At 67.9% G+C, this 24,342-nt stretch carries 15 protein-coding genes; 6 read left to right on the top strand and 9 right to left on the bottom strand.

What is annotated here, in order from left to right:
- Nucleotides 1–416 precede the first annotated feature (416 nt).
- Entirely contained in the window at nt 417–1,697 is a 1,281-nt protein-coding gene (locus GV027_RS02760) for an SGNH/GDSL hydrolase family protein (protein WP_159510910.1), read from the bottom strand.
- 20 nt (nt 1,698–1,717) lie between these two features.
- Complete coding sequence (locus GV027_RS02755; RefSeq protein ID WP_443029549.1) at nt 1,718–3,862, bottom strand: alpha-glucuronidase family glycosyl hydrolase; 2,145 nt, start codon at nt 3,860–3,862, stop codon at nt 1,718–1,720.
- Between the two features lie 166 nt (nt 3,863–4,028).
- Between GV027_RS02755 and GV027_RS02750 the strand changes: the two genes are divergently transcribed.
- From GV027_RS02750 to GV027_RS02740, 3 genes are read left to right on the top strand one after another with little or no spacing between them, the layout of a single operon-like run.
- The gene (locus tag GV027_RS02750) at nt 4,029–6,398 is read left to right on the top strand and encodes a glycoside hydrolase family 3 N-terminal domain-containing protein (RefSeq protein ID WP_159512691.1); all 2,370 of its coding nucleotides are present in this window, start codon (nt 4,029–4,031) and stop codon (nt 6,396–6,398) included.
- 9 nt (nt 6,399–6,407) lie between these two features.
- A complete protein-coding gene (gene manD, locus GV027_RS02745) occupies nt 6,408–7,619 on the top strand; it encodes a D-mannonate dehydratase ManD (protein WP_159510908.1) in 1,212 nt (403 codons plus the stop codon).
- A complete protein-coding gene (locus GV027_RS02740; protein WP_236559018.1) occupies nt 7,607–8,908 on the top strand; it encodes an MFS transporter in 1,302 nt (433 codons plus the stop codon). The genes manD and GV027_RS02740 overlap by 13 nt, the downstream gene beginning before the upstream one ends.
- A gap of 37 nt (nt 8,909–8,945) precedes the next feature.
- Here the strand turns inward: GV027_RS02740 and GV027_RS02735 are convergent, their stop codons facing one another.
- Nucleotides 8,946–9,362, bottom strand: a complete 417-nt coding sequence (locus GV027_RS02735) for a globin domain-containing protein (protein ID WP_159510906.1) — start codon at nt 9,360–9,362, stop codon at nt 8,946–8,948.
- Between the two features lie 337 nt (nt 9,363–9,699).
- Between GV027_RS02735 and GV027_RS02730 the strand changes: the two genes are divergently transcribed.
- The gene (locus tag GV027_RS02730; protein WP_159510905.1) at nt 9,700–11,478 is read left to right on the top strand and encodes an IlvD/Edd family dehydratase; all 1,779 of its coding nucleotides are present in this window, start codon (nt 9,700–9,702) and stop codon (nt 11,476–11,478) included.
- A gap of 79 nt (nt 11,479–11,557) precedes the next feature.
- Here the strand turns inward: GV027_RS02730 and GV027_RS02725 are convergent, their stop codons facing one another.
- The 4 genes from GV027_RS02725 to GV027_RS02710 are packed head-to-tail and all read right to left on the bottom strand — an operon-like array spanning nt 11,558 to nt 15,901.
- Nucleotides 11,558–13,003, bottom strand: a complete 1,446-nt coding sequence (locus GV027_RS02725; protein ID WP_056675736.1) for a sugar porter family MFS transporter — start codon at nt 13,001–13,003, stop codon at nt 11,558–11,560.
- A 55-nt stretch (nt 13,004–13,058) separates the two neighbouring features.
- Nucleotides 13,059–13,937, bottom strand: a complete 879-nt coding sequence (locus GV027_RS02720) for an SMP-30/gluconolactonase/LRE family protein (RefSeq protein ID WP_159510904.1) — start codon at nt 13,935–13,937, stop codon at nt 13,059–13,061.
- A gap of 3 nt (nt 13,938–13,940) precedes the next feature.
- A complete protein-coding gene (locus tag GV027_RS02715; protein ID WP_052149092.1) occupies nt 13,941–14,753 on the bottom strand; it encodes an SDR family NAD(P)-dependent oxidoreductase in 813 nt (270 codons plus the stop codon).
- Nucleotides 14,750–15,901 carry a fumarylacetoacetate hydrolase family protein gene (locus GV027_RS02710; protein WP_159510903.1) on the bottom strand — a complete coding sequence of 384 codons (1,152 nt, stop codon included), beginning with the start codon at nt 15,899–15,901 and terminating at the stop codon, nt 14,750–14,752. The genes GV027_RS02715 and GV027_RS02710 overlap by 4 nt, the downstream gene beginning before the upstream one ends.
- Nucleotides 15,902–16,098: 197 nt before the next feature.
- Here GV027_RS02710 and GV027_RS02705 point away from each other — a divergent pair, with 197 nt between their 5' ends.
- A complete protein-coding gene (locus tag GV027_RS02705) occupies nt 16,099–16,434 on the top strand; it encodes a hypothetical protein (protein ID WP_056675725.1) in 336 nt (111 codons plus the stop codon).
- A 52-nt stretch (nt 16,435–16,486) separates the two neighbouring features.
- Here the strand turns inward: GV027_RS02705 and GV027_RS02700 are convergent, their stop codons facing one another.
- A complete protein-coding gene (locus GV027_RS02700; RefSeq protein WP_159510902.1) occupies nt 16,487–17,797 on the bottom strand; it encodes a metal-dependent hydrolase family protein in 1,311 nt (436 codons plus the stop codon).
- Nucleotides 17,798–17,983: 186 nt separating this feature from the next.
- Here GV027_RS02700 and GV027_RS02695 point away from each other — a divergent pair, with 186 nt between their 5' ends.
- The gene (locus tag GV027_RS02695; RefSeq protein WP_159510901.1) at nt 17,984–20,527 is read left to right on the top strand and encodes a PepSY domain-containing protein; all 2,544 of its coding nucleotides are present in this window, start codon (nt 17,984–17,986) and stop codon (nt 20,525–20,527) included.
- 109 nt (nt 20,528–20,636) lie between these two features.
- Here the strand turns inward: GV027_RS02695 and GV027_RS02690 are convergent, their stop codons facing one another.
- A complete protein-coding gene (locus GV027_RS02690) occupies nt 20,637–24,086 on the bottom strand; it encodes an amidohydrolase family protein (RefSeq protein ID WP_159510900.1) in 3,450 nt (1,149 codons plus the stop codon).
- Between the last annotated feature and the right edge of the window lie 256 nt (nt 24,087–24,342).

Genomic DNA, 24,342 nt, shown 5'->3' with positions numbered 1-24,342 from the left:
TGTGCCGGATTCAGCAGGCAAACGGCAACTGTGGCAATCGAACTCGAACGCACGAGTGCATTGAGTATGGACGAACCCCTCATCATTCTCTCCCCCTTTGCGGCATGACCGCAGCCCTTTCGAAACCGCTCTTATTGGCGGTGTGTGATAGGGCTACCATGGGCACGAATACTGTCAACGGTAATCTGTATTCTGTGTCGCGTATTTTAGACACAGTGGCAGTAAAGCCATAGCCGATAAAATAACTTAAATATGATTATTTAATACTTGAGACGGAGAGAGTCCCGCCCCGTCATAGGAAAGCGGGGCGGGGCCTGTTCCGGCAGGTTCGGACCAGCCAAAGGAACGGGCGAACTGGTCGCCAGGTCCGGCGGCACAGGCGGGGGACCGGCGCGAGCTTCATGCCGGGCACGTGCTCAGCGCTGCGGCGTGGTGAACAGCGCCAGCGGTACCGCGGCACCCATCGCCCGATAGCCCGCTTCGGACGGGTGAAGATGATCGCCGGAGTCGAATGCCGGCGCGAGGCGGTCGGGACGGCGCGGATCGCGCATCACCCGGTCGAAGTCGATCACCGCATCGAACACGCCCGAGTTGCGGATGAAGCTGTTGACCGCCTGGCGATCGGCCTCGAGCGCGGCGTCCGGGTGATAATAGTCATTGCCGCCGAACGGCATCACCGTGCCGCCGATGATCCTGATACCGTGCGCATGCGCGCGGTCGGCCAGCTGGCGGAAGCCGGCGGTCAGCTGCGCGACGAGCGCCGCATGGTCTTCGGGCGATGCCGGGGCGTCGCGCGTCAAGACGCCGAGATCGTTCACCCCTTCGAGAAGGATCGCCCAGCCAACGCCGCTGCGCGCGATCACGTCGCGATCGAACCGGGCGACAAGGTTGGGGCCGAGCCCGTCGAGCAATATCCGGTTGCCGCCGATGCCGGCATTGACGACGCCGAGCGTGCGTGTCGCCGGCGTCGCGCGCAGCCGCTCGGCGAGAATGTCGGGCCAGCGGGTGTTGCGTTCCGGGGCAACGCCATAGCCATCGGTGATCGAATCGCCGATCGTGACGATCGTCGACGGGCGTGCCGCGCCGGTGACCTGGGCGACGCGGGGCCCCGCCACCTCGACATCGGCGAGCGCATACCAGTGCGGCGTCGCGGTCGCGCCTGCGAGAAGCGGGTCGGCGACGTGATTGCCCGCGACCGTGAAGCTGGTGGCCCGCGCACCGGGGTGCCCGGTCTGGGGCGTGGCGGGATCGGGCAGATAGAGGCTGACGGCGAGGTCGGCCCCGGGTGCGAGCGCGAGCGCGACCGGATCCGAATAGATCTCCCCACCCGCCGGGATGACCGCCGTCATCTGTCCGGCAAAGCGAAGCGTCGTGCCGCCCGCGATACGCGCGGTGCCGAGAGCGGTCGGCCGGGCAATATGCGCCGCGCCGATCCTGAGCGGCTGCGTGCCGAACGCGTTGGACAGCCGCACGCGGACCTGTGTGCCGCCAGCCGACAGATGGACGACCTGTCGGAGCGTGAGCGCGCCGGCGCGGTCGGCCGGCAGCGCATTGTCGCCGGTCGCGATCATCTGTGCAGAGCCCCAGCTCCCGGTCCACCGGTCAGTCGGCGCGGCGCGCTGGGCATCCGCGCCGGTCGCGAGCAATGCTGCCAACAGCCACGCCGTCGGCCTGGCGACCGAAGATCCTACCGTCATCGCTTTCTCCATAAGGCCGCTCACTGCGGGTTGCCCGGGGCAAAGGCGGGGTGCTGCGCCTTGTACCAGTCGAGGTCGTGCGCGGGGGCAGCGGCGCCGGCCGGCAGCGACCGGCCGTTCACCGACATCCAATAGGCGAGGCTGGCGTCGCGCCACCACCGCGCCTCGCGCTCGTGGATGTCCAGATAGGTCGCGGTCTTGGCCCAGCGTTCGGCATCGACCTGGCCGCGCAGTCCGTCCCAGCGCTGGCGCATGTCCGCGACATAGCCGACGCCGCGGTCATAATCATGGACCATCTCGGCCCAGAGGCTGCGCCCCGACGCCATCGGCCGGTCCCATGACACGTGATGGAACCACAGCAGGTCACGCTCCGGTGTCGTCGTGGGATCGGCGAGACGGCGGGCAAGCTCTGGCGCATATTGCGCGACGGCGTTGCTGCCGGTGCGCGTCCGGTCGAAGCCGATTCCGGCCTTGTCCGCGCGGTGATAATAGACCGGATTCCATTCCGGACGCTTCAGGTCGGCGACCCAGGGACCGGGCCCGTAATGATGGCCCGTCGCCATGACGTGCGCGAGCCCGAGCGGCGTCATATAGTCGACCACCGCCTCGCGCGAGCCCATCATCATGTCCGTCACCGGTGCGACGATCGCGGGGTTCGGCCCGAAGGTCATCGCCGCCCATTCGCGCGCAACCGGCTGTGCGCCGATCGTCGGATCCCAGGCCATCCGCCCGAACGCGAACCAGTTCGCCTGATTGAACGTCGATCCGGCCCAGTCGCGGTCGCGGCCGATATTGGCGACCCCCGCCATGCCGGTCAGCGCGTGGCGATTGACGCCGCCCTCGACGATCTGGGCGACCGTCGCGCGCTTGCCCCCGGCGAAGGTCTCGCTACCGAGTGTCTCGGCAAAGAGCGGCCCGAGATAGGCGAGGTGCGTCGCGAAGCCGAGATATTCCTTGGTGATCTGGAACTCGAGCATCAACGGTGTCCTGGGCATTGCCCCGAACAGCGGATGGAACGGCTCGCGCGGCTGGAAGTCGATCGCGCCGTTCTTGACCTGGACGATGACGTTGGCGGCAAACTTGCCGTCGAGCGGCTTGAACTCGGTATAGGCCTGTTTCGCGCGGTCGTCCGGGTCGGTGTCGGCATAGACGAACGCCCGCCACATCACGATGCCGCCATGCGGTGCGACTGCCGCTGCGAGCATGTTCGCGCCGTCCGCGTGGCTGCGGTGATAATCGCGTGGTCCCGGCTGCCCCTCGCTATTGGCCTTGACGAGGAAGCCCCCGAAATCGGGAATCGCGCGGTAGATCTCGTCGCTCTTCGCCTTCCACCAGGCCGCAACCTGCGGGTCGAGCGGGTCCGCCGTCTTCAGCTTGCCAAGCTCGATCGGCGCGGAGAACCGGGCTGACAGATAGACCTTGATGCCATAGGGGCGGAAGACATCGGCGAGTGCGGCCGCCTTGGCGATATAGCTGGCGGACAGGCTGTCGGGCTTGGCGTTGACGTTGTTGAGGACGGTGCCGTTGATGCCGATCGACGCATTGGCGCGCGCATAGTCGGTGTAGCGGGGATCCTTGAAGTCGGGCAGCGTCCACCAGTCCCAGAGCGACTGGCCGGCATAGCCGCGCTCGACCACGCCATCGAGATTGTCCCAGTGGTTCAGCACGCGCAGCTTTACCCGCGGCGTCGAAGCGAGCGCGATCCGGTCGATCTGCCCGCCGGTCTGGATGTGGCGCAGCAGCGCGAAGCTGCCGTAGAGCACGCCGCGATCGGTGCGCGCGGTCACCAGCGTGACGTCGCGGCCGCCAAGACGCACCTGCCGCACGATATAGCCTTCGTCGCCAAGGTCTTTCAGCGGCAGGCCGAGCCGGCCGACGTCACCGTCCGCCGAGGTCGCCAGCAGGATCGGATGCGGGCTTGGACCCATGGCAAAAGCGTGCCCGGTTAGCCCCGCCAGACCGCGGCGAAGCTCGTCCGCGGCGACGCGCAACGTCGCCGACTGGCCGCGCACTTCGACCGATTCGGCATCCCGGTCGAGCGCCGTCGCCGCCTCCTTCGCCAGGGGGCGGTAGCGCATCCAGAGGTCGTAGCCGTCCTCCGCCTGCGCCCCGGTCGTACTCGCCATCGCAACCGCGACCGCCACGCAAAGCCAACGCACTCGCATCATTCTTTCCTCTCCCGGCACAGCCTCCCGCATTGACAACGGGTCTGCTTGTCGAACATGTTATCGCTATCACGATGACGGCATCGACAGCAATGCCGCGTTTGAAGACAGGAGACGATGGGTGACCGGCACGAGTTTCAGGACAATCGCGACCAGTCGCCGCGGCATGCTCCGCTGGATGGGTTCGGCGTCGCTCGCGACTTTGACGTCCGGGCTGGCCCCCGGAATGGCCAGCGCCGCGAAGGAGATGCCCGTCTACCGCGACCCGCGCGCGCCCGTCGACCTGCGGGTCCGCGATCTCATGGCGCGGATGACGCTCGACGAAAAAGTCGCGCAGCTGATCACGCTGTCGACGACGAAGCGACAGGTGATGGACGACGCGCTGCGTTTCGACCCGGCGCGCGCCGATACGGCCTATCCCAACGGTATCGGCCAGATCGCGCGGCCGTCCGACCGGGGCGGTGCGGCGACCGCGGCCAACACGGCCGCCGCCGTTACCGGCCGCTGGCGTGCGCCGGCGGATACGATCGCGTTCGTCAACGCGGCGCAGCGCTGGGCGACGACCCGCACCCGGCTGGGCATTCCGATCCTGTTCCACGAGGAGGCGCTGCACGGCTTCATGGCGCCGGAGGCGACCAGCTTCCCACAGGCGATCGCGCTGGCGGGATCGTTCGATCGCGACCTCGTCCGCCGGGTCAACGCGGTGATCGCGCGCGAGGTGCGGGCGCATGGCACCGTCCTCGCGCTGTCGCCGGTCGTGGACATCGCCCGCGACCCCCGCTGGGGCCGGATCGAGGAGACGTTCGGCGAGGATCCCTATCTGTGCGGGGAGATGGGCGTCGCAGCGGTGATCGGTCTGCAGGGCGAGGGCAAGACGCTGGCACCCGACAAGGTGTTCGCGACGCTCAAGCACATGACCGGGCACGGCCAGCCCGAAAGCGGCGAGAATGTCGCCCCCGCGCCGATTGCCGAACGCGAACTACGCGAGAATTTCTTCCCGCCGTTTCGCGCGGTCGTCGCGCGGACCGGGATCGGCGCGGTGATGCCGTCGTACAACGAGATCGACGGTGTCCCGAGCCATGCCAATCGTTGGCTGCTGAACGACGTGCTGCGCGGCGAATGGGGCTTCGACGGCGCGATCGTCAGCGATTATGCGGCGATCGGCGAACTTGCGTCGCTGCATCACATCGCCGCGGACAAGGCTGAAGCGGCGCGCCTCGCACTGGCGGCAGGGGTCGATTCGGACCTGCCGGACGGCGAGGCCTATCGCTCGCTCGCCGATCAGGTGCGGGCCGGTCGGGTGGCGATCGAGGCGGTCGATGCCGCGTGCCGGCGGATGCTGACGCTGAAGATGCGGTCGGGGATGTTCGAACAGGCGATCGTCGATCCGCAAGCGGCGGCGCGGATGACCGGCAATGCCGAGGCGCGCGCATTGGCGCTCGAGGCCGCGCGGCGATCGATCGCGCTGCTCGTCAACGACGGTGTCCTGCCGCTCAGCCCGGGCGCGCACAAGCGCGTCGCGGTCATCGGTCCGAACGCGGCCGTCGCGCGGCTCGGTGGCTATTCGTCGATCCCCAAGGCGACCGTTTCGCTGCTCGAGGGGGTTCGTGCGCGGTTGAAGGGCAAGGCCGACGTCGTGCACGCGCAGGGTGTCTTCATCACGCAGAGCGAGGACCGCTCCGCCAACGAAGTGCTGCTGGCCGATCCCGCGCGCAACCGGGACCTGATCGCCGAGGCGGTAACGGTCGCCAACACCGCGGACGTCATCCTGCTCGCGGTCGGCGACACCGAACAGACGAGCCGGGAGGGCTATGCCAAGACGCATCTCGGCGATCGCACCAGTCTCGACCTGCTTGGCGAGCAGAATGCGCTGTTCGCGGCGATGAAGGCGACGGGGAAGCCTGTGATCGTGGTCGCGATCAACGGCCGTCCGCCATCCTGGCCGAGCGTGACGGCGCAGGCAAACGCTGTGCTCGAATGCTGGTATGTCGGGCAGGAGGGGGGCACTGCGATCGCGGAGGCGCTGTTCGGGGACATCAATCCGGGTGCGAAGCTTCCGGTGACGGTCGCGCGGTCGACGGGGCAGCTGCCGGTCTTCTATGACGCGAAGCCTTCGGCGCGTCGCGGCTATCTGTTCGACACGACCGCGCCGCTGTTCCCGTTCGGGTTCGGGCTCAGCTACACCAAGTTCGAGATCGGTGCGCCGCGCCTGTCGTCGGCGAAGATCGGGATCGCGGGCACGGTCACCGTCTCGGTCGACATCGCCAATGTCGGTGCGCGCGCGGGCGACGAGGTGGTCCAGCTCTATGTGCGCGATCAGGTGTCGTCCGTCGCGCGGCCGATCCTCGAGCTCAAGGGCTTCGAACGCGTGACGCTGGCCCCCGGCGAGCGCCGGACGGTCCAGTTCACGCTCGGCCCGGACGCGTTCCGGTTCTTCGACATCACGATGCGCGAGGTGGTCGAGCCGGGTCTGTTCGACATTTCCGTTGGTGCCGACTCGACGCGCCTCAAGACCGTTATTCTCGAAATCGCCTGAAGGATCGTCATGCCCAGGATCGTCAATGCCCGCGTCATCGTGACATGCCCCGGGCGCAACTTCGTGACCCTCAAGATCGAGTGCGACGACGGCACCACCGGGCTCGGCGACGCGACGCTCAACGGTCGCGAACTCAGCGTCGCGAGCTATCTGAGCGATCATGTCGTGCCATGCCTGATCGGTCGCGACGCGCACCGGATCGAGGACGTCTGGCAGTTTCTGTACAAGGGTGCCTATTGGCGGCGTGGCCCGGTGACGATGGCGGCGATCGCCGCGGTCGACACGGCCCTGTGGGACATCAAGGGCAAGCTGGCGGGGATGCCCGTCTATCAGCTGCTCGGCGGCGCCGCGCGCGACGCGTGCATGGTCTATGCCCACGCCAATGGCACGACGATCGACGACACGATCGCGGTCGCGAAAGCCGAGCAGGCCAAGGGCTATAAGGCGATCCGGCTGCAATGCGGCGTGCCCGGGCTCGCCTCGACCTATGGTGTCGCCAAGCATGGCGCGCGCTACGAACCCGCTGATGCGGACCTGCCGAGCGAGAGCGTGTGGTCGACCGAGAAATACCTCCGCGTCGTCCCCGAATTGTTCAAGGCGGCGCGCGAGGCGATGGGCTGGGACGTCCACCTGCTCCACGATATCCATCACCGGCTCACCCCGATCGAGGCGGCGCGCCTCGGCAAGGCGCTCGAACCCTATAACCTGTTCTGGATGGAGGATCCGACGCCCGCGGAGAATCAGGAGGCGTTCAAGCTGATCCGGCACCACACGACGACGCCGATCGCGGTGGGGGAGGTGTTCAATTCGATCTGGGACGCGAAGGACCTGATCGAAAATCAGCTGATCGACTATATCCGCGCCACCGTCGTGCATGCCGGCGGCATCACGCACCTGCGCCGGATCGCCGCGCTCGCCGACCTCTATCATATCCGGACCGGGTGCCACGGCGCGACCGACCTGTCGCCGGTCGCGATGGCGGCGGCGCTGCATTTCGGGCTCTCCGTCCCCAATTTCGGAATCCAGGAGCATATGCCGCACACGGACGAGACCGACGCGGTCTTTCCGCATGCCTATCGCTTCGACGCGGGCATGATGCATCCGGGGGAGGCGCCGGGGCTCGGCGTCGAGATCGACGAGGCGCTGGCCGAAACCCATGACTATCGGCGCGCCTATCTTCCGGTCGCGCGGCTGGAAGACGGCACGCTGTGCAACTGGTGAGCGCCGACGGATCGAGCCCCGCCGACGTCGAGAAACCGCGGGGCCGGGTCCGGTGGGTCGTCTGCGCGCTGCTGTTCGCGGCGGTGGTGCTGAGCTATGTCGACCGGCTCGTCCTGCCGACGCTCAAGCCTGATCTGCAGCAACGCTATGGCTGGAGCGAGACGGGTTATGCCGATCTCGCCATCTGGTTCCAGGCGGCGTACGGGCTGAGCTATCTCGTCTTCGGCCGGCTGATCGACCGGCTCGGCGCGCGGATCGGGTACGCGCTCGCGGTGGCGCTGTGGACGCTCGGCCATGTTGGCCACGTCTTCTTCACCTCGACCAGCGGGATGATCCTTGCGCGGATTCCGCTCGCGCTCGGCGAGGCCGGGACCTTCCCCGCCGCGATCGCCGCGACCAACGAATGGTTTCCGCGGCGCGAGCGGGCTCTCGCGATCGGCATCTTCAACGCAGGGTCGAATGTCGGCGCGATCCTCACGCCGTTGCTGGTCCCGATCATCGCGGTGACGATGGGCTGGCGCTGGGCATTCATCCTGACCGGGCTGCTCACGATCGTCTGGCTGATCGTCTGGCTCGGCTTCTACCGCCGCCCCCGCGAGCATCCCCGGGTCACGGCCGAGGAGCTCGCCTATATCGAGAGCGAGCCGGTCGAACCCGGTCGGCCCGTCGCGTGGCGGACGCTGCTGCGGCAACGCCAGACCTGGGCCTATATCCTCGGGCGGTTCCTCATCGACCCGGTGTGGTGGACGTTCCTGTTCTGGCTGCCGGACTTCTTCAACCGGCAATATGGCGTGACGATGCTCGCCTTCGGTCCGCCGCTGATCGCGGTCTATCTGCTCGCCGATGTCGGGTCGGTGGCGGGTGGCTGGTTCTCGTCGCGGTTGATCGGGCGCGGCTACAGCGTCAATCGCGCACGCAAGACCGCGATGTTCGCCTGCGCTTTGTGCGCGGTGCCGATCGCGTTCGCGACCCAGGTGCCGAGCATGTGGTGGGCGGTGCTGATGATCGGCGTGGCCTGTGCCGGGCATCAGGGGTTCTCGGCCAATCTCTATGCGCTGCCGGGCGATCTGCTACCGCGCTGGGCGACCGGGTCGGTGGTAGGGCTGGGGGGGCTTTCGGGTGCAGTTGGAGGCATGCTGATGACGAAGTTCGCGGGTCGCATCCTCGAGACCGTCGGCAGCTATCAGCCGATCTTCATCGTCGCGGCCTGCGCCTATCTCGTCGCGCTCGCCGTCATCCACCTCGTCGTGCCGCGCTATGCGCCGGTGGCCCCGGACCGCTTGGGGTGATGCCGGCGGCGCGTGCTTCGCGGCACGTCCCGGCCGGCTATTCGTGCGGCTCGTGGCTAGCCTCGATCATCACCTGCGCGACCAGACCATAGGCGTCTTGCCAGGCTCGGTCGGTATCAGGATCGAAGTCCGCACCGGCGAACTGCGCGACGACATGGCGCAACGCGTCGCCGATGATGGCGTAGTGATGATCCTTGGCGCCATACGCGACATGGCGTCGGCCCAGCGCCCTCAGTTCAGGACGCATCGCCTCGAACGCGGTCAGCCCGGTGACGATCTTGGCGAGCGTCTGCATGAAGAGCCGGCCCTGGACAATGCGGTCGTTCGTGAACAGCGCGCGGGATTCCGGGGCGAGCGCGAACACTCGGTCGTAGAAGATCGTCGAGGCCTCGTCCGCCGCGAACAGGATATGGACGAAGCTGTCGCGGACCAGATCGATCTGCCGCGGCGTCACCGGACGAGGTTCACCAGGATGCCGGCCGACCGGGGTGGCCCGGGGATGGAGCGTCCGGTACTCGGCTCGCCCGACGGCGATCGTGGCGATATGGCATACATGCCTGTGACCTGTCGCATTCCGGCTCTCCCGACCCGCACGATTATGTACCGGTTTCAACAGCTTCACGATCAAGCGTCAATCCGCCATGTTGCACGCGTGTTACAATAGGCGCGAACCTCAAATCGTCGTACGGCGATCCCGTTGCGGCGGGAGTTTCGCCACAAGGGGGCGCGCCGAGCTTGACTGTTCGGCAGGTAAAGGTAGCGCTATCGGATTGACTTGGAGGAGAGAAGCTTTGGATCGCGTACCGGCTCGGCCGTTTCGTTCGCGCGACTGGTTCGCCGACCCCGCCCGCTCGGACATGACGGCGCTCTATCTCGAACGCTTCATGAATTACGGGCTCACGCCCGCCGAGCTGCGCTGTGGCAAGCCGATTATCGGGATTGCGCAGACCGGCAGCGACCTGTCGCCCTGCAACCGCATTCATGTCGAGCTCGCCAAGCGGACGCGCGACGGGATCATCGCGGCGGGCGGGATCCCGATGGAATTCCCGACGATCCCGATCTTCGAGAATTGCCGCCGCCCGACTGCGGCGCTCGACCGCAACCTCGCCTATATGACGCTGGTCGAGACGCTCTACGGCTATCCGATCGACGCGGTCGTGCTGACCACCGGATGCGACAAGACGACCCCCGCGGGGATCATGGCGGTCTCGACCGTCGACATCCCCGCGATCGTCCTGTCGGGCGGGCCGATGCTCGACGGATGGCATGACGGCGAGCTGGTCGGCTCGGGCACGGTGATCTGGCGCAGCCGGCGCAAGCTGGCCGCAGGCGAGATCGACGAGGAGGAGTTCCTGGCCCGCGCCACCGACAGCGCGCCATCGGCCGGACATTGCAACACCATGGGGACGGCCTCGACGATGAATGCCGTCGCCGAGGCGCTCGGCATGTCGCTGACCGGGTGCGCCGCGATCCCCGCGCCGTACCGCGAACGCGGCCAGATGGCGTTCGAGACCGGACGCCGGATCGTCGACATGGCCTATGAGGATCTGCGCCCGTCGAAGATCCTGACGCGCGAAGCCTTTCTGAACGCGATCCGCGTCGTCAGCGCAATCGGTGGATCGAGCAACGCGCAGCCGCACATCATGGCGATGGCGCAGCATGCCGGGGTCGCGCTCGACATGAGCGACTGGTCGACGCACGGCTATGACGTGCCGCTGATCGTCAACATGCAGCCGGCGGGCAAGTATCTCGGCGAGCGCTTCCACCGCGCGGGCGGCGTGCCTGCGGTGATGCACGAGCTGGCCGAGTCGGGACTGCTCGACACGAGCTGCCTGACGATCACCGGGCAAAGCCTGGGCGACAATCTGACGGGCCGGGTGACGCGGGACCGCGAGATGATCCGCACGCTCGACGCCCCGCTGATGGAGCATGCCGGGTTCCTGGTGCTCAAGGGCAATCTGTTCGATCATGCGATCATGAAGACGTCGGTGATCTCCGACTCCTTCCGCGCGCGTTATCTGTCGACGCCGGGAGCCGAGAACCGGTTCGAGGCCCGCGCGGTCGTCTTTGACGGATCGGACGATTATCACCACCGCATCAACGACCCCGCGCTGGGGATCGACGAGCGGTGCATCCTCGTGATCCGCGGATCCGGTCCGATCGGCTGGCCCGGATCGGCCGAGGTGGTCAACATGCAGCCGCCAGACGCCCTGATCCAGCAGGGGATCCTGACGTTGCCGACGCTGGGCGACGGACGCCAGTCGGGCACGTCGGACAGCCCGTCGATCCTCAACGTGTCGCCCGAAAGCGCGGTCGGCGGCGGGCTCGCCTGGCTGCGTGACGGGGATATGATCCGGATCGATCTGGTCGCGGGGACCTGCGACGCGCTGGTCAACGCAGACGAGATCGCCCGTCGCAAGACCGAGCCTGCGCCGCCGATCCCGCCGAGCAACTCGCCCTGGGAGGAACTGTACCGCGAAAAGACGGGGCAGCTGGCGCAGGGCGGGGTGCTGGACTTTGCGGTGAAGTATCGCGGGATTGCCGCGAGAACGCCGCGGCACAATCACTAGGCGCCGTGCGCGCCACCGACAGGCCGTAATGGGGCGGGCGGGAGGAACACCTCCCGCCCGCCCTTTTTCATGGTCCGGCTCAGCCGGTCATGTCTTCGAGTTCGCGACCCCGGGTCTCGGTGACCGCGGCGCGGACGAAGAAGAACGAGACGAGCGCGGCGATCGCATAGCCGAGATAGGTGAAGGCCAGCCCCGGCGAGAGGACGAGCGACGGAAAGCTGACCGAGATCAGCGCATTGGCGATCCACTGCGCGAACCCCGCGACGGCGAGGGCCGAGCCGCGGATCTGCGTCGGGAACATCTCGCCCAGCATCACCCACATCACCGGCCCCCAACTGACGTTGAAGAAGATCACGTAGAGATTGGCGGCGACGAGGGCGATCAGCCCCGTATTGCCGGGCAGCGTGACGCCGACGCCCGAGGCGGCGGGCACGGCGTTCGAGAAGGCCCAGGCAACGATACCGAGCGTGACCGTCATGCCGGCCGACCCGACCAGCAGCAGCGGCTTGCGCCCGATCCGGTCGATCAACGCGATCGTCAGGAGGCAGGCACCGATCGACAGGACGCCCGACAGGATGTTGATCTGGAGCGCATTGTCCTCGGTGAAGCCGACCGCTTCCCAAAGCGTCGCGCCGTAATAGAACACGACGTTGATGCCGACGAGCTGCTGGAACACCGCCAGACCGATACCCGCCCAGAGGATTGGACGGATCTTGCCGGTGGTCTTGTCGACCAGATCGGACAGCCGCGGCTTGTGATGATCGACCGCGAGCGAAGCGCGGATCTCGGCCACCTTGCGGCGGGCCTCGGCCGCGCCGAACAGGCGGGCCAGCACCACTTCGGCCTTTGCGTCATGACCCTTCACAACGAGGTAGCGCGGGCTTTCCGGGATGAAGAACAGCGCGACGAAATAGATCGTGGCGGGGATCACCTGAAGCCAGAACATCCAGCGCCAGGCCTGATACCCAAGCCAGAACTCGGCGGTCGAGCCGCCGGCGAAGCGGGCGAGCGCGAAATTCGCGACGAACGCGCCGGTCAGGCCCGAGATGATCATCACCTGCTGGATGCTGGTAAGCCGTCCGCGGATATTGGCCGGTGCGACTTCCGAAATATAGACCGGCGAGGTGACGCTGGCGGCGCCGACGCCGAATCCGCCGATGATCCGCGCGATGATGAACAGCAGCGACGAGTTCGCCGCCCCCGCTGCGAGCGCACTGACGATGAACAGGATTGCGGCCAGCATCATCGTGTTGCGACGGCCGATCACGTCGGATAGGCGGCCCGCCGCGAATGCGCCGACCGACGATCCGACCAGGATCGCGCCGACATTGATGCCGATGCCCAGTCTGCCGAGGTCGAACGCCGCCTCGATCCCCTTTTGCGTGCCGTTGATCACGCCCGAATCATATCCGAACATGAAGCCCCCGATCGTCGCCACCGCGACGATGAGGGCGATCAGCGCGCTGTTGACGCCCCCCGTATCGGTGGGTGAGCCCGTGGCCCTGGCTGTAGCCGTGCCGTTCATTAGTGACGTCCTTCCTGATGGTGCACGCTCTGTTGGCGTGTTCAAGGTCTAGAGATTAAAGGTCCAAGCTGACCGGCATGACGGGAATGCCGCCAATGTCGGTCCGGAACGTGAAGATGTCGCCCGCGAGCGGTTGCGAGGCGAGGCGCTCGGCCGACAGTCCCTGCCGCGCGGTCGTGGCAAAGGCGGTGCGGCCATCGTCGCCGCCCAGCGCGATCTTGGTGACGTTCGAGACGGGAAAGCGCACTTCGTCGGTCATCGTGCCATCGGGCGCGAACCGTCGTGCCGCCCAGCCGCCGTAGAAACCGACCCACACGCCACCGCCGGCATCGCAGATCGCGCCGTCGGGATAGCCCTTGCTCGCGTCGAACTTGAGGAAGGGGCGACCCGCGCCGATCGTGCCGTCGAGACCGATCGGATGCGCGGCGATCGACAGGCCCAGCGTATCGACCAGATAGGCGGTACGCCCGTCGGGCGAGATGGCGGGGCCGTTGGTGATCACGACGGGCGACACGGCGGTCCTGCTGACGGCGCCGCGGTGCCACTGATAGATGTGGCCGGTCGGATGGACTTCCCTGTTGTCCATCGACCCGAACCAGATCCTGCCGGCGGGATCGACCGCGGCGTCGTTGAGGCGATTGTCGGGCAGGTCAGCCTCGATGCCGTTCATCAGCGTGAAGCTGCCGTCGCGCGGATTGAAGCGGTGGAGGCCCTTGGCAAGCCCGGCGACCCACAGGCCGTCCTGCGCGGGGAGGATCCAGCCGACATGCGATGGCGCGTCGAAGCGATCGAGCGCATGCGACGCGGGATCATATCGATAGACGCAGGGCGCCTTTATATCGACGAACCACAGCGCCTTGTCGCGCGCCGACCAGACCGGGCCTTCACCGAGCTCGGCGCCGACCGAGGCGAGCAGACGGGCTTCGCTATCCATGGCTCAGCGCCAGCCCGCATCGATGAAATAATCGTGCCCGGTGCACATCCGCGCATCGTCCGACGCGAGGAACAGCACGAGTGCTGCGACGTCGATCGGCTGGATCCGGCCATCGAGGCACTGGGCGGCGACAATCTCGGCCTCCCCCTCGGGCGTGTACCATTTTTCCTGGCGCGGCGTCTGGACATTGCCCGGGACGATCGTGTTGACGCGGATGCCGTCGCGGCCGAGGTCGCGTGCGAGGCCGCGCGTCAGGCCCTCGATCGCTGCCTTGCACGTCTGGTACAGGACCAGATCGGGCAGCGCGAGATGCCAGCTGATCGACCCGAAGTTGAGAATCGTGCCGCCGCCGGCTCGCTTCATCGCAGGGACGACGGCCTGGGCTGCGAAGAACTGGTGTCGCAGATTGACGTTCAGCCGCTCGTCCCAATAAGCGGGCGTGACCTCGTCGACGCCGTGCCGGTCGTCATTGCCCGCATTGTTGATCAGGATGTCGATCCCGCCGAGCGCCTGCTCGAGCGCGCCGAACACCGTCTTCAGCTGATCGATGTCGGTCAGGTCGCAGCGATGATAGATCGGCGCATGGGCCGCATCGACCGCGAGGCGCTCGAGCAGTGCCTGGCTGGGTTCGTCGGCGACGTCGACGAACGCGACGCGCGCACCCTGGGCAACGAACGCCTCGACCAGACCCGCGCCGATGCCCGAGCCCCCGCCGGTCACGAGGACCCGCTTGCCGGCGAGACTGGGATAGATGGCGCGGCCTTCACCGGCGCTGGTCTGCTGCAACACAGGAGTCTCCGTCTGATCGTAGGTCATGCGTCGAGAAGGTTGCGGCGCGCGAGATTGGCCATCAGTCCGCCGATGCCCAGCGTCCATGCGGGCGCATCGCGCGAGGTGGTGACACGGTTCACCAAAGCGCCGAGCTTCGGGTTCGAGATGGTGACGACGTCGCCCATCTTGTGCGTGAAGCCGCGGCCGGGTTCGTCGCGGTCCTTGGTGGGGGCGAACAGCGTGCCGAGGAACAGGACGAAACCGTCCGGGTAATGATGCTCGCTCATCGCCTGCGTGACGAGATCGGTCGGGTCGCGGCTGATCTCGCGCATCGAGCTATGCCCGTCGAGCACATAGCCGTCCTCGCCTTCGATCTTGAGCGTCACGTCGCTCGCACGGACGTCGTCGAGCGAGAAGCCGTCGTCGAACAGCCGGATGAACGGCCCGATCGAGCAGGACGCGTTATTGTCCTTGGCCTTGCTCAGAAGCAGCGCGGAACGGCCCTCGAAATCGCGCAGGTTGACGTCGTTGCCGAGCGTCGCGCCGACAATCGCGCCATCTGCATCGACCAGCAGCACGACTTCGGGTTCGGGGTTGTTCCACGTCGAATCGGACCGGATCCCGATCGGGCCACCCCAGCCGACGGTCGAGAGCGTCGGGCTCTTGGTGAAGATCTCCGCATCGGGGCCGATCGCGACCTCGAGATATTGCGACCACATCCCGTCCTCGATCAGCGCCGCCTTGAGCGCCGCCGCCTCAGCGGAGCCCGGCACGACCGAACGGACGCTGCCGCCGATCCGGGCCTCGAGCCGGCCACGCACTTCGACGGCCTTCGAAGCGTCGCCCCTGGCACGCTCCTCGATGACGCGCTCGATCGCGGACACCGCGAACGTCACGCCGGCGGCCTTGACGCATTGCAGGTCGATCGGGCTCAGCAGGCGCGCACGCGCATCGACCGCTGCCGAGAGGTCGAGCGACTCGAGCGTGCCCAGCGACTGGCCGGCGGCAGCGTCAAACGTGCCGCCTGCGACGAGCGCGGACACGGTCGGCGCGACGCGGGACATGTCGAAGACTTCACCGCGGCTTACCAATATCGGCGTGGGGCCGTCGCCGAGATCAACCCGGCCAAGCAGCAGCGCGTTGCGCCAGTCCGCAGGCAACGCCGACAGGACCGGCGCGGCGATATGCGACATCAATTTCCCTCTCCACTCATGTTACCGCTATCGTATAGGCCATTGCCCGATCGTCAAGAGACGCGGACGAGATTGATCGTACAATAGGCTGCCCCGCTTCGGGACGCGCGTCGCGCCGCGCCCCGGGGTGCGACGGACCTACGCCACTGAGAAGCGATCGCGCTTGCCATTCGCGGGCCCGTGCCTACCGTGAGCATATGGAAAATATCGCATCGCCGCTCGATCTGCTCACCTCGCTCAAGATCGCCTTTGTCGAGCGTGACGAGGCCGCAGACGCCTTTGACGTGTTCAAGCAGGACGCGATCATGGCGCATGAACCGTCGCCCGCCGACGCACCGGCGATCAGCAGCGACGACGCCGCCGATGCTGCGGCGGGTGAGGTCGATGCGTTCGACGCCGAGGTCCGTGGGCTGCTGGCCGCTGCGTCGGATGCGGATGTGATCGGGGCCTATCGCGCGACGGAGGGCGAGGTCGGCGATCCCGCCGCCGAAGCGCTGCTCGGCGAGATCCGGCGGCGTCAACTGACCGCCTGAGCCGCTACGGCGGCGGCGCGCTCGCCGCGCAGGGGCCGCCGCCGCGTGACGATCACTTCGCCGCGACCGCCTTCGCCACGACTCCGCGGTGCATGACGAAATCGACCTGCGTGAGCCGGTTCACATCGTCGAGCGGGGACCCCCGCACCGCGATGATGTCTGCCGTCTTGCCGGGCGCGAGGGTGCCGATATCCTCCCGCCCCAGCAGATCCGCCGCGCCGCTCGTCGCCGCGGCGATAGCTTGTGCGGGGGTAAGGCCGTTCTGCACGAGCAGCGCGAATTCGGTCGCATTGTCGCCGTGCTTCGACACGCCGGTATCCGTACCGAAGGCGACCTTGACGCCGGCCGCATAGGCACGGCGATGGCTGGCGGCCATTGCTGCTGCGGCGGACTCGGCCTTGGCAATGGTGGCCGGGGGCAGGGCGCCGCCGCGTGCCTGGGCGAGTGCCGCGACGGGCGCAATCTCGGTCGGCACCAGATAGGCGCCCCTGGTCTTGAAGAGGCGGATCGTCTCGTCGTCGAGAAACGTGCCGTGTTCGATCGAATCGACCCCCGCCTCGAGCGCGGCGCGGGTTCCCTCGGTCGCGTGGCTGTGCGCCGCGACCTTGCGGCCGAGCATGTGCGCGGTGTCGATGATCGCGCGCATCTCGTCCGGGGTCATCGCCCGGCCAAGGCCGCCGCTGACGTTCGACAGCACGCCGCCGGTCGCCGCGAACTTGATGACACGCGCACCGAGCGCAACCTGCGCCCGGACCGCGCGGCGGCAGTCGTCGGGCCCGTTGCAGACATTGACCTCGCGACCATGCACCATATCGGCGAATTCCTCGGCTAGGCCGTTGCCGCCATCGCCATGACCGCCGGTGACGGAAATCATCTCGCCGGCATTGGTGATGCTCGGCCCTTCGATCGCGCCCGCGTCGATCGCATCGCGCAAAGCACGGATGCCGCGCGGATCGCCGCCAAGGTCTCGGACCGAGGTGAAGCCCGCCGCGAGCGTCTGCCGCGCATTGGCGACCGCAGTCATCTCGTCATCGAACCGGTCGCGGGTCATCGCCTCGAGCCTCGCACGCATCGGGTCGCCGCCGATGCCCCAGAGATGGACGTGCATGTCGACCATGCCCGGCATCACGAACGCGGTGCGCAGGTCGACGAGCGTCGCGCCGGCCTCAGGCGCCACGAACCCGTCACGCAGCGCGACGATCTTGCCGTCACGGACGATGATCGTGGTCGCGCCGCGCGGCGCCTGGCCCGGGCGATCGAGCAGCGTGCCGGCCTGGATATAGGTCACAACCGGTGGCGCCGTTTGCGCGTCGGCCGGCATCGCGGTCGCTGCGGCCAGCGCGACCAGTATCGCGGTCTTCATGTGTCTCTCCCCTTTAATGCATGCTTGCCGATCCGCGACCTCCGGGCAAGCGTCGATGCGTGACGACGACCGTCGGCAAACACCCGCTCAAAAGCTGCACTTGAGAACCAATAGCAATACATGATAGTGCGGCATCCGTGATCTGGGGGGCTGAAGGCAGATGATGTTCGTTCGAGACTGCGCGCAATGACGCTGCGCCGCGTGCTGTTCCAGATGCACTGGTTTCTGGGGATTACCGCGGGGTTCGTGCTCGCACTGATGGGCGTGACCGGCGCCGCGATGGCGTTCGAGGACGAGATCATGGCGGCGCTCAGCCCGGGCGTGGTGACCCTCGCACCGCTGCCGAATGGGGCGGGCGATGCGGCAAGGCTGTCGCCCGATGCTCTGGTCCGGGCCGCATCCGCGCAGCGCGGGGGCAAGCGGGTGCAGGACCTGACGATCGCGCGCGATCCCACGCTCGCAGCGCAGGTTCGCTTCGCCGCGAAGAAGGGCCAGCGCGGTGGCGAGCGCAGCTATATCGATCCGCGAACCGGCCGGTTGCTCGGCACCGCCACCGGCGCGGGGGTGTTTCGCACGATCGAGAACCTCCACCGCTGGCTCGCGCTGCCGGGCGGACGCAACGGCATCGGCAGCCAGCTGACCGGCCTGTCCGCGCTGGCGCTCGTCTTCTTCGCGGTGTCGGGGCTGTATCTGCGCTGGCCGCGCCACCCGCTCGACTGGCGGGCCTGGTTCGTACTCGATCTGCGCAAGACCGGGCGCAACCTGTACCGGGCGCTTCATGCGGTGATCGGCGGCTGGGTGCTCATCTTCTACCTGCTGAGTGCGGCGACCGGTCTCTGGTGGTCCTATGACTGGTATCAGCGGGGTGCGCGGTACATGCTGACCGGTACGACCGAGCGTCCGGAACGCGGCGGGCGTGAAGGGCGCGCGCCGGGTGGCCGTCGCGGCGACCGGGGTGCGGTGGCGGAAGAGTCGCGACCGATCGCCCCGGCCTGGGCGGGGTTCCAGCGGAGCGAGGGCGCGCGTTTCGACCGGGTGACGATCACGGTCCCGCAGGGTCCGGCGCCCGTGACAATGCGGATGGTGCCGATCGGCGCGCGGTCCGACCGGATGACCGACGAACTCCGCTTCGATGCGCGGAGCGGCGCGCTGACCAAGGCGGAGCGCTATGCCGAGCGCGGCGTTGGCGAGACGATCGCGACCAGCATCTACCCGCTCCACACGGGGGCATTCTTCGGTCTGCCCGGACGGATCGCGCTGTTCCTGACGAGCCTGACAATGCCGCTGTTCACGGTCACCGGCCTGCTGCTGTATCTGGGCCGCCGGCGGACCAAGCGGGCGCTGGCGGCGGTCCCGGTTCCTGCCTCGGCCGACAACGGGGGGGCGGACCGACCCGGCGTGCTGGTCGTCCACGCTTCGCAGACCGGCACTGCCGAACGTCTCGCACGCCTCAGCGCTGCGGCGTTCCCGGGTGCTGCGATCCGGCCGCTGGCGACGGTGTCGCCGGCCGATCTGCGCGATGCCGGCACCGTCCTGTTCGTCGTGGCCACCTATGGCGAGGGCGATGCGCCGGACACCGCCCGGGCGTTCGAGCGCCGCGCCATGGCCGCGCCGGCCGATCTCGACGGGGTCCGCTACGCGGTGCTGGCGCTGGGGGACCGCGAATATCCCGACTATTGCGCCTTTGGTCAGCGCGTCGACGCGTGGCTGCATGCCAGCGGGGCGCAGCGCCTGTTCGACCGGATCGAGCTCGATGCGGCCGATGCGGACGGCGAACGCCAGTGGCAGCAACAGCTTCACGCGATCGGCGCGGATCCGGCGCAGCCCGACTGGCAGCCGGCGGCCTATGCCGCCTGGCCGCTGGTCGCACGGACATGGCTCAATCCCGACAGCCCGGGTGCGCCGATGTACCGGGTCGAACTCGGCATTCCCGCGGGCACGCGCTGGGCACCGGGCGCGATCGCCGAGATCGAGCCGCGTCACGATCCGGCCCGCGTCGCGCGGTTCCTGGCCGATTGCGGGATCGTCGATGACGGCCGGGTCGCGGTCGCCCTCACCAAGGCGACGCTGCCCGATCCGGCGACCTTCGAGGCAGGGGGGCGGGATCCGCTGGTGCTGCCGCCGCTTGCGCACCGCGAATATTCGGTCGCGTCGCTGCCGGAGTCGGGCCGCGTCGAGCTGCTCGTGCGGCAATATCCCGCAGCCGATGGCGGGCTCGGCATCGGCTCGGGGTGGCTGACGGAAGTGGCGTCGATCGGTGATACTATCGCCATACGGCTTCGCGCCAATCCGGGGTTTGCGACACCGATGGATCCGGCGACCCCGCTCGTGCTGATCGGCAACGGCACCGGCCTCGCCGGGCTGATGGCGCATCTTCGCGAGCGGGCGCGGATCGGCGGCGCGCCCGCCTGGCTGCTCTATGGCGAGCGCAGCAGCGCATACGACCGTCCGCTCGCTGCCGAACTCGATGCGCTGCATGCCAGGGGTACGCTCGAGCGGATTGACCGCGCCTTCTCGCGCGACGCGGGCTGCGGACGCTATGTCCAGGCGCTGGTCGCGGAACAGGCCGACCGGATGCTCGACTGGGCGGACCGGGGGGCGGCGATCTATGTCTGCGGCAGTCTGGTCGGGATGGCGGGCGCGGTCGATGCCGAACTCCGGATCATCCTCGGCGACGACCGGGTCGAGGCGATGAGCGAGGCCGGGCTGTACCGCCGCGACATCTACTGATCGCCGTCGCCCTCAGCGCCGGTTCCGATCGGGGATGTCAGTCGACCCCCAGCGCCGGTTCCGACCGGGGATGTCAGTCGACCCCCAGCGCCGGTCGCGACCGGCGATGTCAGTCGACATCCCCGTGTCCGTGGCCGACGGTGATGCGTGCGCCCGTATCGGCGCCCGCGCTCCCGCTCTCCCACCAATAGGCCTGGCGCTTGCGCGTGCCGGTGATCGTCTCGTTCAGCGTTGCCGCATCATAAAGGCGGCCGCCGAGCATGACCTGCGCGACCTTGTCGCTGTTGCGGATGTCGCTTGTCGGGTCGGCGGACAGCACGACCAGATCGGCGAGCTTGCCGGGTTCGAGCGAGCCGACGTCCTTGGCATACCCCAGCGATCGTGCCGACTCGATCGTGCCCGCACGCAGCGCCTCGATTGGGCTGAACCCGCCCCGGACGAAGCTCCACAGCTCCCAATGCGCGCCAAGCCCCGGCTGCTGGCCGTGCGCGCCGATCGCCACGGGCACGCCCTTGACGGCGAGCTTGCGCGCCTCCCGTGCGGTTGCGCCATCGACATAATCCTCCTCGGGCGCGATCTCGCGTCGCGCATTCTGCGCCGCGAGCAGTGCCGGCGGTGCATGGCGGGCGAGCAGCGGATGCCGCCAAACGTCGCTGTGCGCGCGCCAATAGGGATCGCCCGCCGGCCCACCATAGGCGACCACGAGCGTCGGCGTGTAGCCGACCGTCGTCTGTGACCAGAGATCGACCACATCGGCGTAGAAATGCTCAAGCGGGACGTTGTGCTCGACCGTGGAATTGCCATCCTGCACCAGGCTCATGTCGAGCGTGTAGAGCGAGCCGCCCTCGGGCACGACCTCCATGCCTTCGGCCTGCGCTGCCGCGACGACCATCTGGCGCTGCTCGCGGCGTGGCTGGTTGTAGTTCTTCACGCTGCGAGCGCCCTGCGCCTTGAGGCGACGGACGACGGCGAGCGCGTCCTCATAGGTGTCGATCTGCGCATAGACGTCGGGCGCCTTGGCGCCATAGACGATCTCGCCGGTCGAGAAGGTGCGCGGGGCAAGCAGCATGCCGGCCTGCTGCATCTCGGCCGCCGGGAAGATTTCGGCGGAACGCGACGACGGATCGTGGATCGTCGTGGTGCCAAGCGCGAGATTCGCCATCGCCGACCAGTTCTGCTGCGGCACGATCTCGTCCTCGCCCTGCGGACCATGCGCATGCGCGTCGACCAGCCCGGGGATGACCGTCTTGCCCGCCAGATCGACGGTCTTCGCGCCTGCGGGGATGGCGATCGTGCCGCGTGGCCCGACCGCGACGATGCGGTCGCCGCGGATCAGGATGGTGGCGTCGTCGATGATCCCGCCATCCGCCTTCGCCATCGTCACGACGCGTGCGCCAGTCAGCGCCACCGTCGCGTCAGGCTTGGCGGCGGCGATGTCCATCGACAGCGAGGTGCCGGTGCGCGGCGCGACGAACTTCGGCGCGTCCTCACCCTTCGGCGTCGGCACCGCGCGGAACAGCGCCGCGGTCTCGGCCGTGTAGAGCGTCGGGCCCGCGCTCCAGTGGATCTGCCGGCCGTCGTTCGACCAGTTGATGAAGTCCGCACCGTCGCCACTGACGCGGGTGACGGGCAGGGGGCCGCCCTTGGCATCGGTCTCGACCGCCTGGCGTCCCGGCATCAGCGGCATCACGAACGCCTCGTAATTCTGACGGAAGGCGACGTAATCGCCCTGTGGTGAGATCTGATAGTCATTGACCAGCTCGCCCGAGGCATGGACGCGGCGGTCCTGTCCGTTGAGGTCGGTGCTGATCAGCTGGCGCTTGTCCTTCTCGGTCGCCATCAGGAAGACGCGGTCGTTCGCCGCCCCGAATTGCGGGCCGCTCGCCTCCTTGGCGATCCGCACCGGCGCACCGCCGCTGGCGGCGACGCGGTAGGCCCCGGCGTCGGGATTGCCCCGCGCCGCGGTCAGCCCGCCGCCGGGGCCCTGTTCGAACACGATCGAGCGCGCGTCGGGTGAAAAGCGCGGGCGGCGATAATGGCCGGCGACGGTCGTGACGGTGCGGGGCGAGCCGCCGCCTGCCGCGATCGTCCGGATCTGGCCGAGTCCGGCATCCGTCCAGCCGACGAACACGATCTGACGACCGTCGCGCGACCAGCTTGGGAACAGTTCGAATTCGTCCGCGCCGCGCGTCAGCCGGGTCGCGGTGCCGCCCGCAACGGGCTTGGTCCAGAGCTTGCCGAGCGTCTCGAACACGACGGTGCGGCCATCGGGCGACACACTGGCCCAGCGCGGCATCTTCGTCGCGAACCGGTCGGGTGCGACCGCGACCTGCGGATGGACCGCATCGACGATGACGCGCGTATCGTCGATGCGGAACGGGATGACCGCCGCGCCCGAGCCGTCGGGGGCCACCCGGCGCAGCTTGCCCCCCGCCCAGAAGACGATCGCCGTGTCGCCCGGCGTCCAGGCCATGTCGGGATAGACGCCCGTCACCGCCCATGTCTCCTGCACGTCGCGGTCGAGCGGACCATAGATCATCCGTTCGACCCCGGTCGCGAAGTCCTTCACCCATAATTTGGTGACGTTGTTCTCGCGCCGGACAAAGGCGATCCGCTTGCCGTCACGCGACGGGGTCGGCCGGACCGAGCCGCCGACCCCGGAGACCGCGGTGCTGACCTCGCCGCTGTCGACGTCATAGCGTTCGATGTCGAACAGGTCGGTGCGCGAATTCTGCGCATATTCGAAGATCGGGCCGGGCGAGATGTTGCGTGTGTAGAAGATGCTCTTGCCATCGGGTGCGTAGATCGGCTCGCCCAGTTCCTTCTGCAGCACCTCGCTCGCGCGCTTGACGAGCTGGACGCCGCCGCCGCCCGAGACGTGATAGAGCCAGATCTCGCCCGTGCCGAGCGAGCGGCCGGTCGTGAAATGCTTCTTGGCGGCGATGAACCGGCCGTCCGGGCTCCAGCTCGGCTGGTTGAGCAGGCGGAAATCCTCGTTCGTCACCTGTCGCTTGTCGCTGCCGTCGACGTTCATCACCCAGATATTGTCGCCGCCGCCGCGGTCCGACGTGAAGGCGATGCGGCGGCCGTCGGGCGAGAAACGCGGCTGATGCTCGAACGCCAGCCCCTCGGCGATACGTCGCGGCGTGCCGCCAGTGATCGGCATGGTGTAGAGGTCACCGAGCAGGTCGAAGGCGATCAGCCGGCCGTCGGGCGAGACGTCGACGTTCATCCAGCTGCCCTCGTCGACATGCAGGCCGATTTCGCGCGTCTTCAGTCCGCGCGGCTGCATGACGTCCCAGACCGGCGGCTTGGCGGACGATTTCGATGTGGCAGCCGAGGCATTGGCGGGCACGGCGATAGGGACCGGGGCTGCGGCGACGGGCTGGGGCGACGGGTTGGCGTCGGCGCGGGTCGTCGCAGGGGTGGGCGCGGTCGCCTGATTCTCGGGTGCCTGGGTCCGTTCGACGGGCTTGGCGGCCGGTGGCGGCGTGGTCTGTGCGGACAGTTCGGTGGCGACGAGGCAAAGTGCGATGGCGGTCAGTGCGCGGTGCTTCATGGTGTAGAGATCCCCCCTTGTGCGGCAGGGTCTAACCGATTGATCGCGATCGTCACTCGCAAATTTCTTTTAGCGGGTCGCTTCTCGTCCTGTCGTCGCCGCTCCGCTTTGTACCGGCCTCGGACGTGATCTTCGCCGGTCGCAAGTGGATGGAAGGCGAGAGCACGTCACGCCGAGTCTAGAGCGTCGCGTCACAAGCAAGTTTCTCCACCTTGCTTGCGCTTTGGACGCGTTGACCGACGACCGATAGCAATGA

The sequence above is a fragment of the Sphingomonas sp. T1 genome (genome assembly GCF_902506585.1).
In the GTDB taxonomy this organism is placed as follows: Bacteria; Pseudomonadota; Alphaproteobacteria; order Sphingomonadales; family Sphingomonadaceae; genus Sphingomonas; species Sphingomonas aerolata.
The sequence above is the reverse complement of the archived record's forward strand: the minus strand, read 5'-3'. Positions and strand labels throughout refer to the sequence as shown.

Excerpts from the sequence above, each read along its gene's own strand:
- GV027_RS02715 (WP_052149092.1), bottom strand. The coding sequence starts at position 14,753 with ATGACCTACGATCAGACGGAGACTCCTGTGTTGCAGCAGACCAGCGCC.
- GV027_RS02725 (WP_056675736.1), bottom strand. The coding sequence starts at position 13,003 with ATGAACGGCACGGCTACAGCCAGGGCCACGGGCTCACCCACCGATACG.
- GV027_RS02700 (WP_159510902.1), bottom strand. The coding sequence starts at position 17,797 with ATGAAGACCGCGATACTGGTCGCGCTGGCCGCAGCGACCGCGATGCCG.
- GV027_RS02755 (WP_443029549.1), bottom strand. The coding sequence starts at position 3,862 with ATGCGAGTGCGTTGGCTTTGCGTGGCGGTCGCGGTTGCGATGGCGAGT.
- GV027_RS02720 (WP_159510904.1), bottom strand. The coding sequence starts at position 13,937 with ATGGATAGCGAAGCCCGTCTGCTCGCCTCGGTCGGCGCCGAGCTCGGT.
- GV027_RS02710 (WP_159510903.1), bottom strand. The coding sequence starts at position 15,901 with ATGTCGCATATCGCCGCGCCGGTCCTGTCGGCGTTGCCTGCGGACTGG.
- GV027_RS02690 (WP_159510900.1), bottom strand. The coding sequence starts at position 24,086 with ATGAAGCACCGCGCACTGACCGCCATCGCACTTTGCCTCGTCGCCACC.
- GV027_RS02695 (WP_159510901.1), top strand. The coding sequence starts at position 17,984 with ATGACGCTGCGCCGCGTGCTGTTCCAGATGCACTGGTTTCTGGGGATT.
- GV027_RS02750 (WP_159512691.1), top strand. The coding sequence starts at position 4,029 with ATGCTCCGCTGGATGGGTTCGGCGTCGCTCGCGACTTTGACGTCCGGG.
- GV027_RS02760 (WP_159510910.1), bottom strand. The coding sequence starts at position 1,697 with ATGACGGTAGGATCTTCGGTCGCCAGGCCGACGGCGTGGCTGTTGGCA.
- manD (WP_159510908.1), top strand. The coding sequence starts at position 6,408 with ATGCCCAGGATCGTCAATGCCCGCGTCATCGTGACATGCCCCGGGCGC.
- GV027_RS02705 (WP_056675725.1), top strand. The coding sequence starts at position 16,099 with ATGGAAAATATCGCATCGCCGCTCGATCTGCTCACCTCGCTCAAGATC.